This is a genomic window from Flavobacterium sp. KMS, assembly GCF_000813005.1.
In the GTDB taxonomy this organism is placed as follows: Bacteria; Bacteroidota; Bacteroidia; order Flavobacteriales; family Flavobacteriaceae; genus Flavobacterium.
On sequence record NZ_JSYP01000010.1, the window covers coordinates 30,828 to 45,594 of the forward strand.

Below are 14,767 nucleotides of genomic sequence, written 5' to 3' on the forward strand. Positions count from 1 at the left end.
CTTAAAAATGTTAGATTTAATTATTTGATAAATAGCTATTTGTGGAGTTGTTAACAATGAAAAAACAACACTTTTTATTACTAGATTTGATTAAAACAACACAATTTTTTGATTGCAATTATAAAGTCAGCATTACTATTTGAAGAAAATAATATAGAGTATTTAATGAAGGAAGGAAGTTTGCTCGTTTTATGTTTGAAGAATAGCATTACTAATAAGAATCTAACAAAAAAAACTCGAAGTAAATCTTTAAAATTTTTAGATTTAATTATCTGATAAATAGGTTTTTGTAGAGTTATTAACAACATAAAAACAATACTATTTATTGTTACTTACCATAAACCAAACAAGAGTTTCTGCATCACAGTAATAAAAAAATATAAGGAAAGCGATTACTACCTGAAGGAGGATAATACCTGCATATTTTATCATAAAAGAAGGTTTACTCGTTTTATGTCTAAACAATAACATTGCTAATAATAAACCAACAGAACCGCCAAGAGCAGTTATTGAAAACAGCATATTTTCGGATATTCTACGTTTATGTTTAACAGCTAAATATTTATCGTATCCGGCTAAGATAAAAGCAATACTATTTACAACAAAAAAATACACTAATAAAACTTTCATTGGCTTAAAATTAAAAACAAAGATATTATTTTAGTCCCATCAAAATTTAGGGAAAGAATATAAATAATGTAATTCATAATCAATGAGTCCAGTACAATTATTTGAGCAAAAAAAAGTAAGAAGCCATTATGATGCTGAAAAGGAAATTTGGTATTTCTCGGTAATTGATGTGATTGAGATTTTAACAGGAACTGATAGACCTAGAAAATATTGGGCAGATTTAAAAAATAAACTTTTAAAAGAGGGAAGTGAAGTGTCCGATTTTATCGGACAGTTGAAAATGGAAGCAGCTGACGGTAAACAAAGAATTACAGATGTAGCTGATACTAAACAACTTTTACGATTAATTCAATCTATTCCTTCTCCAAAAGCAGAACCTTTTAAACAATGGTTGGCTAAAGTAGGCTATGAAAGGATTCAAGAATTGGCTGATCCGGCTCAAAGTTTAGATCGCGCCCGCGAAAATTGGCAAAATTTAGGACGCAGCGAAAAATGGATTCAACAACGAATGACAGGGCAGGAGACACGTAATAAATTGACTGATTACTGGAAAGAATCTGGAGTAGAGAAGAAGGACGAATTTGCGATGCTGACAAATATTATTCACCAAGAATGGACTGGATTATCTGTAAAGAAGCATAAGGAAGTAAAAGGATTAGAATCTCAAAATTTAAGAGACCATATGCCTGAAGCGGAACTAATTTTCACCGCTTTGGCAGAACTTTCTACTCGACAAATTGCTGAAAGTGATGAAGCAAAAGGACTTATAGAAAATGCGAAAGCAAGTAAAAAAGGAGGAGCAATTGCAAAAAATGCACGTATAGCTTTAGAAGATAAAACAGGAAAAAGTGTAGTAACAGGAGAAAACTTTTTACCTCCTGAAAAAAAAAAGCTAAAGTAAATTAGAATTAAAATATTTAGTTCAATTTTGATAACGTTAAACCAATAAATAACTAAAACCATTGCAAACTTTGTAAAACACTTTGCATCTTTGTGGTTAAAATTAAATAAGAATGACTAATATTCAATTCATTGCTAAGTCTGTTCAAACAGCAGCGATTAACATTCAAAACACAGTTAAATTATTAGAGGAAGATTGTACGATTCCGTTTATTTCAAGATATCGAAAAGATACTACAGGAAATCTTGACGAAGTTGTAATTGAGCAAATTGCAAAACTGCAAAAAGAATACGAAGTTATTGTAAAACGTAAAGAAGCGGTTTTAAAATCGATAGAAGAACAAAAATCACTTACGCCTGAATTAAAGCAAAAAATAGAACAAAGTTTTGATTTACAAGAGATAGAGGATTTTTATCTTCCGTTTAAAAAGAAGAAAAAAACAAAAGCCGATGTGGCGCGTGAAAATGGACTTGAGCCGTTGGCTAAAATTATCATGTCGCAAGGCAATGATGATGTTGATTTTATTTCGACTCAATATATTAATGAGAATGTTATAAACGAAGAAGCTGCTTTGCAAGGAGCTCGTGATATCATTGCCGAATGGATTAACGAAAATATTTACGTTCGTAAGCAATTACGTAGATTGTACCAACGTAAATCGACAATTGCAACAAAGGTTGTAAAGACTAAGAAAGATGATGAAAATGCACAAAAGTTCAATCAGTATTTCGATTGGTCAGAACCATTGACAAAAGCACCATCACACCGATTATTGGCAATGCTTCGTGCTGAAAACGAAGGATTTGTAAAAATGAAAGTCGAAGTTGATATTGACGAAGCTTATGATGTTATTGATGAACTGGTTATAAAAGGACAAAATAACACAACACCACATATACAGTTAGCGATTGAGGATAGTTATAAACGGTTGTTGAATCCTGCTATAGGAAATGAGACTTTGCAAGAGGCCAAAGCCAAAGCTGATGCTAATTCTATTCAGGTTTTTGCTAATAATTTAGGACAGTTATTGCTTGCGCCGCCACTTGGGGAAAAACGAATTTTAGCTATTGATCCAGGATTTAGAAGTGGTTGTAAAGTGGTTTGTCTGGACGAAAAAGGAGATTTGTTATACAATGAAACCATCTATCCGCACGCACCACAACATGAAGATGCTATGGCGATGAAAAAAATTCGCTCGATGGTAAACTCTTATAAAATAGATGCAATTTCTATTGGTAACGGAACAGCTTCACGTGAAACAGAGTTCTTTATCAAAAAAATAGCGTTTGATAAACCGGTTCAGGTATTTATAGTTTCTGAGGCTGGAGCATCGGTATATTCGGCATCTAAAATTGCTCGTGAAGAGTTTCCTGATTATGATGTTACGGTTCGTGGATCGGTTTCTATAGGGCGACGACTTTCGGATCCATTGGCAGAATTGGTAAAAATTGATCCAAAAGCAATTGGGGTAGGACAATATCAACATGATGTTGATCAATCAAAATTAAAGGAAGAACTAGACAATACCGTAATTCGTTGTGTGAACTCGGTGGGAATAAACATAAACACGGCGAGTAAGCACTTATTAAGTTATGTGAGTGGAATAGGAGAGAAGCTTGCCGAGAATATTGTACAATATCGTTCGGAAAACGGCCCTTTTGAAGATCGTAAACAATTAAAAAAAGTACCTCGTTTAGGCGATAAAGCGTATCAACAAGGAGCTGCTTTTATTAGAATTACCAATGCAAAAAATCCGCTGGATAATTCGGCAGTACATCCTGAAGCATACGGTATTGTTGAAAAGATGGCTAAAGATTTAAAACTAACAGTTAATGATCTTATTGCTAATAAAGAAAGAACAGCTTTAATTAAACCAGAGAATTATATCACGCCAGAAATTGGTTTATTAACATTAAAAGATATCATCAAAGAATTAGAAAAACCAGGCTTGGATCCTAGAAAATCGGCTAAGGTTTTTGAATTTGATCCGAATGTAAAAACGATAAAAGACGTAAAAACTGGAATGATATTACCTGGAATTGTTAATAACATCACCAACTTTGGTTGTTTTGTTGACATTGGTGTTAAAGAAAGTGGATTGGTTCATATTTCTCAACTTAAAGCTGGTTTTGTAAGTGATGTAAACGAAGTAGTAAAACTACATCAACATGTAGATGTAAAAGTGACTGAGGTTGATGAAGATAGAAAGCGTATTCAGTTAACAATGATATTATAAAACAAAAAAATTCGAAATCCCAATATATTTATTGGGATTTCGAATTTTAAGACTTGAGAACTTAAAAGTCTATTTTTTTTCTTCTTCTTCTTTTTTATCAGCAGGTTCTTTGTTATCGTCTTTTGCAGCGTTTTTAAATTCTTTAATTCCACTACCTAAACCTTTCATTAATTCTGGAATTTTTTTACCTCCAAAAAGTAATAAAACAACTGCTAATATAACAAGGATTTCTGTAACACCTAATCTTCCCATGATTGAATAATTAATTGCCGGAGCAAATTTGTATATAATAAAAGCAAAGGTATACAGAATTAGTTAATATGAATTGGTTTTATTATAAAAAATTTATTTCTTGTTAAGTTAAATATTTAATAAAAACCTATTTTAAAGGCAGTCCTATTGCATTTTGTCCGTTTTATCAACAGTATTAATTATTATATTTGTCAATTAAAGTACCACGATGTCTGAGAAAAAATTAAAACGAATCAAGTTTAGAAAGAAATTGTTTGTCAAAAACCGTTTGGTTATTTTGAACGAAGATACTTTTGAAGAAATTTTTTCTTTCAAACTTAACCTCATGAATGTTTTTGTGGTAGCCACTCTTGGAGCAATTTTTTTAATATTAATTACAACTTTTATTATAGCATTTACTCCGTTAAGAGAATTTATACCAGGATATTCATCAACAGAATTAAAGAGAAATGCAACTGAATTAGCTCTAAAATCTGATTCATTAACGGTGGCGTTAAAGAAAAATGAAACTTATATTAAAGCTATTCAAAAAGTGCTAACAGGCCAATTAGAATATGCTAAATTTAATAAAGATTCAATCTTGTCGAGTGTTGAAGTAAAAGAGGAAGATGTAAACTTAGCTCCATCCGAAGAGGAATTAAAACTGCGTGAGGAAGTGGCAAACGAAGAAAAAAAGGAAAACACTAGTTCTGTTAAAAAGAATAAAAGTGATAAAAAACAAAAGTAAAGAATGTCTATAAAATCAGTCGCTGCAAAATTATTTGCCAGCAAAATTTATAACAATACACAGGCTTGGGCCAAAAAACCTGTCGAAACTCAAATGAAGGTTTTTAAGAGTTTGATAAATGGGGCAAAAGATACTGAGTTTGGAAAAGATCATCACTTTGATAAAATAAAAACCATTCAGGATTTTAAAAACTATGTACCTGTAAGAGATTACGAAGATTTAAAGGGATATATAGATAAAGTACGAGTAGGAGAGAAAGACATTCTCTGGAAAGGAAAACCACTTTATTTTGCTAAAACATCTGGTACAACTTCGGGAGCAAAGTATATTCCGCTTACCAAAGAATCAATGCCATATCATATTGAAGCTTCAAGAAATGCGATTTTGCATTATATTCATGAAACGGGAAATGCTGATTTTGTAGATGGTAAAATGATTTTCTTGCAAGGAAGTCCTGAATTGATAGAAAAAAACGGAATAAAACTAGGTCGCTTATCTGGTATTGCAGCTCATTTTGTGCCAAAATATCTTCAAAAAAATCGTTTACCATCATGGGAAACTAATTGTATTGAAGATTGGGAAACTAAAATTAATGCAATTGTCGATGAAACAATAGATCAGGATATGACTATTATTTCGGGAATTCCGTCTTGGGTACAAATGTATTTTGAGCGATTAGAAGAGAAAAGCGGAAAGAAAGTAGGGGATTTGTTTAAAAACTTCAATCTCTTTATTTACGGTGGAGTTAATTACGAGCCATACCGCGCGAAGTTTGAAAACCTGATTGGAAGAAAAGTTGATAGTATCGAGTTGTTTCCTGCTTCAGAAGGTTTCTTCGCCTATCAAGACTCTCAAAAATCTAAAGGAATGCTCTTGTTATTGAACTCGGGAATTTTTTATGAGTTTATAAAAGCAGATGAGTTCTTTAGCGAAAATCCAAAACGATTAACAATAGGAGAGGTAGAGTTAGGTATAAATTATGTCTTGATTATATCTACAAATGCCGGGCTTTGGGGTTATAATATTGGAGATACCGTTCAGTTTACATCTTTATATCCGCATCGAGTTATTGTATCGGGAAGAATCAAGCATTATATTTCGGCATTTGGAGAGCATGTTATTGGTAATGAGGTCGAAAACGCTATGAAAGAAGCCATGGAAAACACCAATATCCGTATAAATGAATTTACTGTTGCACCACAAATAAATCCAACCGAAGGATTACCATATCATGAATGGTTTGTAGAATTTGAAAATGAACCAGAAAATATGTTAACTTTCGCCGAAGCAATAGATGATTCTATGCGAAAGCAAAACATTTATTACGACGATTTAATTACTGGAAATATTTTGCAAAAGGTTGTGATAACCAAAGTTACTAAAAATGGTTTCCAGGATTATATGAAATCCCAAGGGAAATTAGGAGGACAAAACAAAATTCCGCGACTGTCTAATAACAGAGATATAGCAGACGCATTAAAAAATGAATAAAACTTAAAAGTTTCAAAAAATATATTAAGCATGAAAGAATCAAAAAACATTTCGAGATCAAGAGCACAAGAATCATCAGCTGCTATCGAAAAAATGTACATTACAATGCGCCATTTGTTTAACAGAGGTTTTTATAAACCAATGGGAATCTCGGGCGATACATTACGTGAAGCATTATTAGCTTTACGACCAGAAATTTACGGAAATATTGCCGAAGAGAAAGTAGAACTTAACGGACTTTTATATGTTATAGAACGACTTCCGGTAGGAATTGAACAATGTCGTTTTATTAATTTAACTTCAGATGAAGGATATTCTAAATCGCATTTTCAAGCGATTGTTCCTCCAAAAAGAAGAAGAAATTGTTATAGAATCGACGAGGAGCAAATGAACGTGGAAATTACTCGTGGTCGTTCAGATATCTATGATATTTTAACGCATTTGACTTTTATCTTTATCGAATCTCATAAAATCAGAAACAGAGTTTTATTAGATGATGGAGGCGAAGTTTCACGCGATTGGTTAAAACTTGAACTTGCAGTAATGCAAACCAAAAAGTTACCACTTGTAGAGAAAGAGAAAGCAATATCGCATGTAGCAAATATCTTAGGAAGAACATTTGAAGATGTTCTTAATATCTACGATGCTTTTGGATCAGAAGCTGAACCAGACAGGTTCTTAAATATCATTTACTGGTTAGGAAAATTAGCAATCGAAGAAGTTGTTGAGAATAATAAACGTACAATTACATTCAGTCCTATTTTGCGAGAGCGTTTAGGACACCATATTCACGGAGAAATCTGGGCAACAAACATCAAGGAGGTTTTAAAAGCAAATGCGCTTCTTGACCGTCCTATACATGTTATAAGTGCTAACATGCATAGTGTAATGAATTCTATCTTTGCAACACCAGTTTTAAAAACTAAGTTCAAGGACAAGTCTGATTTCTTTATTTATGAAGAATTAAGCAAGTCAGGAGCAAATGCAATACGTAAAGATGTTGAAACAGTTGCCTTAAAAAATGGAATGATTTCGTTGCTGGATACTTCAGGAACAAATATCGACGTACAAATTTTTGATACGGCTAAGATTGATTGGGCAAAAACAGCATTTCCAAAAGCCGATTTAGGAGATAAAAAACCAGTAATCATTGTTATGGATTATGCGTTTGGAGAACAAGCTTATGAAACTATCGATGAGTTACTAAAACCTTATAAAAAAGATACGCTACTTAACGTAAAATCGGTTTCGATTATGGGTAAAGCAGGGATTCTAGAAGGAGGAAAAGGAGATATCATGATTCCTACAGCACATATAAATGAAGGAACTGCGGATAATTACTTTTTCGAGAATGAATTAAAAGGAGCAATGTTTGAAGGAAATGATATTGCAGTTTTTGAAGGAGCAATGGTTACCGTATTAGGAACATCATTACAAAACCGTGATTTATTAAAATTCTTTCACGAATCGACTTGGAGCGTTATTGGTCTGGAAATGGAAGGATCATATTACCAAAAAGCAATTCAATCGGCTTCAAAAATTAGAAAAAGCGTTCCGCATGATATAAAAGTTAGATATGCTTATTATGCATCAGATAACCCATTAGAAACAGGAAGTACTTTGGCTTCTGGAGGATTAGGAACAACAGGTGTAAAACCAACATATTTGATTACGATAAAAATTCTAGAGCAGATTTTTAACGTTAAGTAATAGCATTACATACAAGGGTACAAAAGTGCCCTTGATAAAACAAAAAATAGGTTTGCGATTGATGTTATCGCAAAGATTAGATTACAATATTTTAAAGAATGTAATTTATAAATTCAATTACATTTGCCACATACAAAAAATACAATGAAAAGAATACTTATTACAGGAGCAGCAGGATTTTTAGGTTCACATCTTTGCGACCGTTTTATAAAAGAAGGTTATTATGTTATCGGAATGGATAACTTAATTACTGGTGATTTAAAAAACATCGAGCATTTATTTAAACTTGAAAGTTTCGAATTTTATCATCACGATATCACAAAATTTGTACATGTTCCTGGAGATTTAGATTATATACTACATTTTGCTTCACCAGCAAGTCCGATAGATTATTTAAAAATTCCTATTCAAACCTTAAAAGTAGGTTCATTAGGAACACATAATTTATTAGGATTGGCTCGTGTAAAACAAGCAAGAATTTTGATAGCTTCAACATCTGAGGTTTATGGAGATCCTTTGGTTCACCCACAAACAGAAGAATACTATGGTAATGTAAATACAATAGGACCACGTGGAGTTTATGATGAGGCAAAACGTTTTCAGGAATCAATAACAATGGCGTATCATACTTTTCATGGAGTAGAAACCAGAATTGTACGTATTTTTAATACCTACGGGCCAAGAATGCGACTTAATGATGGTCGTGTAATTCCTGCTTTTATCGGTCAGGCACTTCGTGGCGAAGATTTAACGATTTTTGGCGATGGTATGCAAACTCGTTCATTTTGCTATGTAGATGATCAGGTAGAAGGAATTTTCAGATTACTACACTCAGATTATGTGTATCCGGTTAATATTGGGAATCCAGATGAAATCACTATTAAAGATTTTGCTGAAGAAATTATAAAACTTACAGGAACAAACCAAAAAGTAGTTTACCATCCTTTACCAATAAACGATCCATTACAGCGCCAACCAGATACTACAAAGGCAAAAGAATTACTTGGTTGGGAAGCAAAAGTAAATCGTGCCGACGGTATGAAAATCACATATGATTATTTTAAATCACTTTCTAAAGAAGAGTTATCAAAAGAAGAACATAAAGATTTTTCAAACTATATAAGATAAATGCGGACAAAAACAGGAAGATATTCAGGTTATATCCGACCCTTTTCATATTTGATAGATTTAATTATCATCAATGTATTTGCGGTTTATATAATTGATTTTCCTGTTAATCAAATAGCATTTCCTATAGCTTTAAGCGTCGCTTGGCTGTGTATCGCAGTTCATTTAGGTTTTTATGAAGTATATCGATATACCAAAGTAATTGCAATCTTAAATTGTGCACTCAGTCAATATGTTTTATTTAGCTTAATAACATTTGCAATAGCTTATTTTTATTCTCAAAAAATAAGCTTACCTGCAGTGATAGTATTCATTAGCGCATCTTTCCTGGTGATACTAACAATTAAGTTTTCTGTTTATTTTTTCCTAAAAAAATATAGAGTTCTTTATGGAGGTAATTCCAGACGAGTTGTTTTAATGGGAAACAGCAAAAGTGTTACCCCGCTGCAAAACTTCTTCACAGAAAATCTGGATTACGGCTATAAACTGATTCATATATTTGATATTGAAAGTGAAGAGGAAGATCATATTAATAAAATGCTGGATTTTGTTTTAGTACATAAAATAGATGAAATGTATTGCTCGATGACCGATTTATCTCAACAACAAATGAGAGATATTATTCATTTTGCAGATAATAATTTGAAGACATTAAAATTTATTCCTGACGAAAAACAAATATTTTTCAGAAATTTCATGTTCGAATATTATGACTACATACCAGTTATAAAACTAAGAGATATTCGATTAGATGATAAATTTAATAAAGTTATTAAACGTGCTTTTGATATTGTCTTCTCCTTAACAATTTTAATTGGACTACTTTCCTGGTTAACACCAATTTTAGCCATTTTAATAAAATTAGAAACCAAAGGACCTATATTTTTTAAACAAAGACGAAACGGACTTAATAATAAAGAGTTTGATTGTTATAAGTTTAGATCAATGAAATTAAATGATGTGGCCCATTTGAATCAGATTACTAAAAATGATGTTCGGGTTACTAAACTTGGTAGATTTATGAGGAAAACCAGTATTGACGAATTACCTCAGTTTTTCAATGTTCTAAAAAACGATATGTCGGTAGTTGGGCCAAGACCGCATATGGTTAGTTATACCGAAAGATATGCCGTACAGGTTAATAAATTCATGGTACGCCATTTTGTTAAACCAGGCATTACAGGATTAGCTCAAACGAGCGGCTTTCGTGGTGAAGTCGAAACAGACAAAGACATTATCAATCGCGTAAAATATGATATCTTTTATATGGAAAATTGGTCTATTTTATTAGATATAAAAATCATTTTTGATACCGTTTATAATACGCTCAAAGGCGATGAAAAAGCATATTAATGGATTTAGTTTCTATTTTAATTCCAACGTATAATTGCGAAAATTTCATCCGCTCTACAATACAATCAGTACTTAACCAAAGTTATTCTCATTGGGAAATTATTATTGTAGATGATGCATCTACAGATAATACAGTAGTAATAATAAAAGAATTTGCTCAAGACGATAATCGAATAAAACTAACTGAATTAGAAAAAAATTCAGGAAATGGTTTTGCCAGAAACATAGCTTTAGATAAAGCAGCTGGAAGGTATATTGCGTTTCTTGATGCAGATGATTTATGGTTTCCCTTAAAATTAGAAAAACAAATACAGTTCTTAAAAGATAAGGATCTGCCGTTTACATTTAGTTTTTATGAGTGGATTGATGAAGAAGGTAATGTTTTAAATAAAAAGATAGAAGCTCCAATAAATTTAACTTACGAAGAATTGTTCTTCTGTAATTATGTGGGGAACTTAACTGCAATTTACGATGTTGAATTTTTCGGAAAAATCAGAATAGAAGCGACTCAAAAAAGGCAAGATTGGCGTTTGTGGCTCACAATTTTAAAACAAATCAAAGAAGCAAAACCTGTTCCTGAATCATTGGCTTATTACAGAATAAGAAAAGATTCCATTTCATCTTCAAAGTTCAAATTGATAAAACATAATTTCGGTGTTTACAGACGATTCCATGGGTTTAATTTTGTGGTTTCCTGTATCTATATGACTCGGTTTTTGTTCACACAATTGGTTATTAAACCAAGATATATAAAGACATATTTTTTATAATTCTTTAAGGTCACAATTTGTGACCTTAAAGAATTTATTATTTTTTATATCCAATTTTTACTCTTTCACTTTCGTCTTCTTTTTTCTCTGTTAATTCATCCAGATAAGAAAACACCAATTCAATATTTTTATCATGATTCTCTAATTTCTTTTGAATCTGTAAGATATCAACCTTAATCTCTGTGGTGTCCAAAAGCATTTGTCTCACTTTCGTGAAAATACGCATGATCTGAATATTGGTTTGAATTGCTTTATCGCTTTTTAGAACGCTTGATATCATGAGAATACCATGTTCCGTAAATGCAAAAGGTAATGTTCTACTTCCTCCCCAACTTGAAGTCGCAATTTGCGACTTCAAGTTTTCAAATTCACTTTCCGTAAGTTGAAACATGAAATCTTCTGGAAATCGAGATGAATTTCTTTTTACTTGTTCATTTAATCTTTTTGTTTGAACATCGTAAAGCATTGCTAAATCAAATGCGAGCATCACTTTTTGACCGCGCATAAAATATATTTTGTTTGAGATAGTTTCTTCAGAAAGTAAAGGTTGATCGTCCATAAGTTTTTATAAAAAAACAAATGTAAGATTTTATTTATATTATAAATAAGATTTAAACTGTTTTAGTTTTCCGCGATTGGTTCTTTCTAAAACTGTTTTTCGGGTAAAAGTGAAGTTTAAATCAGGTTCCAGATAAAGGTCTATTGCCTCTTCTATTTTCTGAATTTGGTTTTTATCGAGTTCATTATCACTAACATATTCTATTTCAAAAGAATCTAATTGCGTTTGTTTGATTATAAACTCTTTTACATTTCCATCGTCTTCTATGATGCTTTTGGTCACATAATAAAAGGTTAATCCCGGCGATTTTTTCCCGCTTGGTAAAATGGCAATATCATTGGTTCTACCAATCAATTGTTTTAAAATAGGCTTTTGTAATGTACTTTTTTCATCCAGAATCCCCATGTCGCCAATTTCATATCTTATAAACGGATGGGCTTTATTATATAATGATGTAATTACAACTTTACCTTCAGTCCCGTTAGGAACTGGTTGATTATTCTCGTCCAAGATTTCAACAAAAAGAGTTTCTGCATTTATTTGCCATTCTCCATCAGGATTTTCAAAAGCAATTAAATCAAGTTCAGATGCTCCATATTCATTAACGATCGGAATCCCAAATTGCTTCTTCAAAAGAATTTTATCACTTTCAAAAAGCATTTCAGATGTTACGATACAAACTTTTAAACTAGGGCAAATATCCTTTAATATGATGTTTTTCTTTTCTAAAAACTTAGCAAATAAAACAATTGAACTTGTATACCCGTTGAGGTAATCAAATTTTTTGGCTTTGAATTTTTTTAGAAAGCTTTCTAAAACGGCATCAGATAAATTAAAAATCGGAAACCGATAACGGTTACTCAAAAAATCTTTAAATCGTTCTTTTTTGTATCCAATAAAATCCATCGGAATCCCATAAAAACGAGCCTGATAGGAAGTATTAAAATTTATTCCGTGCCAGCCAAAACGCATAATATTTGAAGACCAGGTTAGGGCATGGCAATACTTATCCTTGGCAAAAACAAAAGGAGTTCCGCTTGACCCAGAGGTTTTGTTGAGGTATACGTTTTTGATAGAATAACCTTTAGATAATCTCTCAGAAAGTGGTTTTTGCAAATTCTGTTTATTCAAAACGGGTAAATCATTCCAGTTTTTGGTATTTACAGCACCAACTATCATTGCATAAAATGGATTATTTTGTAAATGATAAGCAACAATTCCTTCTTTTTTATGTTCAATAAATTGAGCATGTTCTTCTTCGGAAAGCTGAATAATGGTATCCAATTCGGTTTTAGCTTCCTTAATCGGAAATCCATTTATAATAAGAGAAAGATCAAAAAGTCGAAGCATTTGGAGCATAAATTTCACCAAAAATAATATTTACCAACAACTAAAGTTCAACAACCAACAACTTTTTAAAAATTAATTCTGTTTTAAGGTTAAAAGCAATTATTTTTGCACCACAACTAAATACAACTATACAATGACAATTTTACTATTGGGTTCAGGAGGAAGAGAGCATGCATTTGCATGGAAAATGATTCAAAGTCCGCTATGCGAAAAACTATTTGTTGCACCAGGAAATGCCGGAACAGCTGGTATTGCTCATAATGTAAACATTAGTCCAACCGATTTCGAAGCGATAAAAACCTTAGTAATTCAGGAAAATATAGGTATGGTTGTCGTTGGTCCCGAAGATCCATTGGTAAAAGGGATTTACGATTATTTTAAAAACGACGAAAGTTTAAAACATATTCCGGTTATCGGACCATCAAAATTAGGCGCTCAACTTGAAGGAAGTAAAGAGTTTGCCAAAGAATTCTTGATGAAACACAATATCCCAACAGCAGCTTACGATAGTTTTACTGCAGAAACTGTAGAAAAAGGATGTGAGTTTCTAGAAACATTGCAGCCTCCTTATGTTTTAAAAGCAGATGGTTTAGCAGCAGGAAAAGGAGTTTTGATTATTCAGGATCTTGAAGAGGCTAAAACCGAATTAAGAAACATGTTAGTTCATGAAAAATTTGGTGCAGCGAGTTCAAAAGTTGTTATCGAAGAGTTTCTTGATGGTATTGAACTAAGCTGTTTTGTATTAACAGATGGTAAAAGTTATAAAATTCTACCAACAGCCAAAGACTACAAACGTATTGGCGAAGGTGATACAGGATTAAATACAGGCGGAATGGGAGCAGTTTCTCCAGTTCCTTATGTTGATGCCGTTTTAATGGAAAAAATAGAAACACGCATCGTAAAACCAACAATAGAAGGTTTTCAAAAAGACGGAATCGAGTACAAAGGTTTTGTATTTATCGGATTGATAAATGTTAAGAATGAACCAATCGTTATAGAATACAACGTAAGAATGGGTGATCCAGAAACTGAAGTTGTAGTTCCTAGATTAAAAACTGATTTGGTAGAATTGTTCTTGGCTGTAGCCAATGAAAAACTAGATACAATTTCTCTAGAGGTAGATCCAAGAAGTGCTACGACAATCATGATAGTTTCAGGGGGTTATCCAGAGGATTTTGAAAAAGGAAAAGTAATTTCTGGATTAGAAAATATTTCAGATTCTATTGTTTTCCATGCAGGAACAAAGTTGGATAACAACAATGTGGTAAGTAATGGAGGAAGAGTTTTGGCAGTGACTTCTTATGGAGACAACTTCCAAGAGGCCATAAAAAAATCTTATCAAAACATAGACAAGCTAAATTTTGATAAGATGTATTTTAGAAAAGATATTGGCTTCGACTTACTTTAAAAAAGAGTGAGCCGTAGTATCTTGATTTTCTGTTCCGGCTGCATCAAAAATGCGTAATTGTTTAATCCAATATACCATTGCAGCTGCACAGATAATCATGAAAATCCAGTTAATTGTATTAGCACCAAACCATGATACAAGTTCTAATGAACGTAAAAAATCAAGTGGAGCAAATAAAATGTTTACGAATAAGTACTGTATTCCTTCAAAAAAAGTTGTCATAATTTATAAAATTATTTTGTTATTTATTGT

The 14,767-nt window shown here is 32.2% G+C and carries 14 protein-coding genes; 9 read left to right on the forward strand and 5 right to left on the reverse strand.

Features of this window, described 5'->3' with window-relative positions; translation table 11 throughout:
• Positions 1-318: 318 nt before the first annotated feature.
• Positions 319-630, reverse strand: coding sequence for a DUF1294 domain-containing protein (locus OA93_RS11185; protein ID WP_082001803.1), 312 nt, complete (start codon positions 628-630; stop codon positions 319-321).
• An 82-nt stretch (positions 631-712) separates the two neighbouring features.
• Between OA93_RS11185 and OA93_RS11190 the strand changes: the two genes are divergently transcribed.
• Together OA93_RS11190 and OA93_RS11195 are read left to right on the forward strand one after the other, a co-directional pair.
• Positions 713-1,531, forward strand: a complete 819-nt coding sequence (locus OA93_RS11190) for a BRO family protein (RefSeq protein WP_039113301.1) — start codon at positions 713-715, stop codon at positions 1,529-1,531.
• 112 nt (positions 1,532-1,643) lie between these two features.
• Complete coding sequence (locus OA93_RS11195; RefSeq protein WP_039113302.1) at positions 1,644-3,767, forward strand: Tex family protein; 2,124 nt, start codon at positions 1,644-1,646, stop codon at positions 3,765-3,767.
• 69 nt (positions 3,768-3,836) lie between these two features.
• Here the strand turns inward: OA93_RS11195 and tatA are convergent, their stop codons facing one another.
• On the reverse strand, positions 3,837-4,019 hold the full coding sequence (gene tatA / locus OA93_RS11200; RefSeq protein ID WP_035620201.1) for a twin-arginine translocase TatA/TatE family subunit: 183 nt from the start codon (positions 4,017-4,019) through the stop codon (positions 3,837-3,839).
• Between the two features lie 208 nt (positions 4,020-4,227).
• Here tatA and OA93_RS11205 point away from each other — a divergent pair, with 208 nt between their 5' ends.
• From OA93_RS11205 to OA93_RS11230, 6 genes are all read left to right on the forward strand, one after another.
• Complete coding sequence (locus OA93_RS11205) at positions 4,228-4,746, forward strand: hypothetical protein (RefSeq protein WP_039113303.1); 519 nt, start codon at positions 4,228-4,230, stop codon at positions 4,744-4,746.
• Positions 4,747-4,749: 3 nt separating this feature from the next.
• Positions 4,750-6,237, forward strand: a complete 1,488-nt coding sequence (locus OA93_RS11210) for a GH3 auxin-responsive promoter family protein (protein WP_039113304.1) — start codon at positions 4,750-4,752, stop codon at positions 6,235-6,237.
• A gap of 30 nt (positions 6,238-6,267) precedes the next feature.
• Positions 6,268-7,947, forward strand: coding sequence for a hypothetical protein (locus OA93_RS11215; RefSeq protein WP_039113305.1), 1,680 nt, complete (start codon positions 6,268-6,270; stop codon positions 7,945-7,947).
• A 144-nt stretch (positions 7,948-8,091) separates the two neighbouring features.
• Entirely contained in the window at positions 8,092-9,075 is a 984-nt protein-coding gene (locus tag OA93_RS11220) for a UDP-glucuronic acid decarboxylase family protein (protein ID WP_035620191.1), read from the forward strand.
• Positions 9,076-10,428 carry an exopolysaccharide biosynthesis polyprenyl glycosylphosphotransferase gene (locus tag OA93_RS11225; RefSeq protein ID WP_039113306.1) on the forward strand — a complete coding sequence of 451 codons (1,353 nt, stop codon included), beginning with the start codon at positions 9,076-9,078 and terminating at the stop codon, positions 10,426-10,428. It abuts the gene before it with no gap.
• Positions 10,428-11,198 carry a glycosyltransferase family 2 protein gene (locus tag OA93_RS11230; protein ID WP_039113307.1) on the forward strand — a complete coding sequence of 257 codons (771 nt, stop codon included), beginning with the start codon at positions 10,428-10,430 and terminating at the stop codon, positions 11,196-11,198. The genes OA93_RS11225 and OA93_RS11230 overlap by 1 nt, the downstream gene beginning before the upstream one ends.
• 37 nt (positions 11,199-11,235) lie before the next feature.
• Here the strand turns inward: OA93_RS11230 and OA93_RS11235 are convergent, their stop codons facing one another.
• Positions 11,236-11,757, reverse strand: coding sequence for an ORF6N domain-containing protein (locus OA93_RS11235; RefSeq protein WP_039113308.1), 522 nt, complete (start codon positions 11,755-11,757; stop codon positions 11,236-11,238).
• 39 nt (positions 11,758-11,796) lie between these two features.
• Positions 11,797-13,107, reverse strand: a complete 1,311-nt coding sequence (locus tag OA93_RS11240) for a phenylacetate--CoA ligase family protein (protein WP_039113309.1) — start codon at positions 13,105-13,107, stop codon at positions 11,797-11,799.
• Between the two features lie 133 nt (positions 13,108-13,240).
• Here OA93_RS11240 and purD point away from each other — a divergent pair, with 133 nt between their 5' ends.
• Complete coding sequence (gene purD / locus OA93_RS11245; RefSeq protein ID WP_039113310.1) at positions 13,241-14,515, forward strand: phosphoribosylamine--glycine ligase; 1,275 nt, start codon at positions 13,241-13,243, stop codon at positions 14,513-14,515.
• Here purD and OA93_RS11250 read toward each other — a convergent pair.
• Positions 14,507-14,737, reverse strand: a complete 231-nt coding sequence (locus OA93_RS11250; protein WP_035620182.1) for a hypothetical protein — start codon at positions 14,735-14,737, stop codon at positions 14,507-14,509. The two genes, purD and OA93_RS11250, sit on opposite strands and share 9 nt — an antisense overlap.
• Between the last annotated feature and the right edge of the window lie 30 nt (positions 14,738-14,767).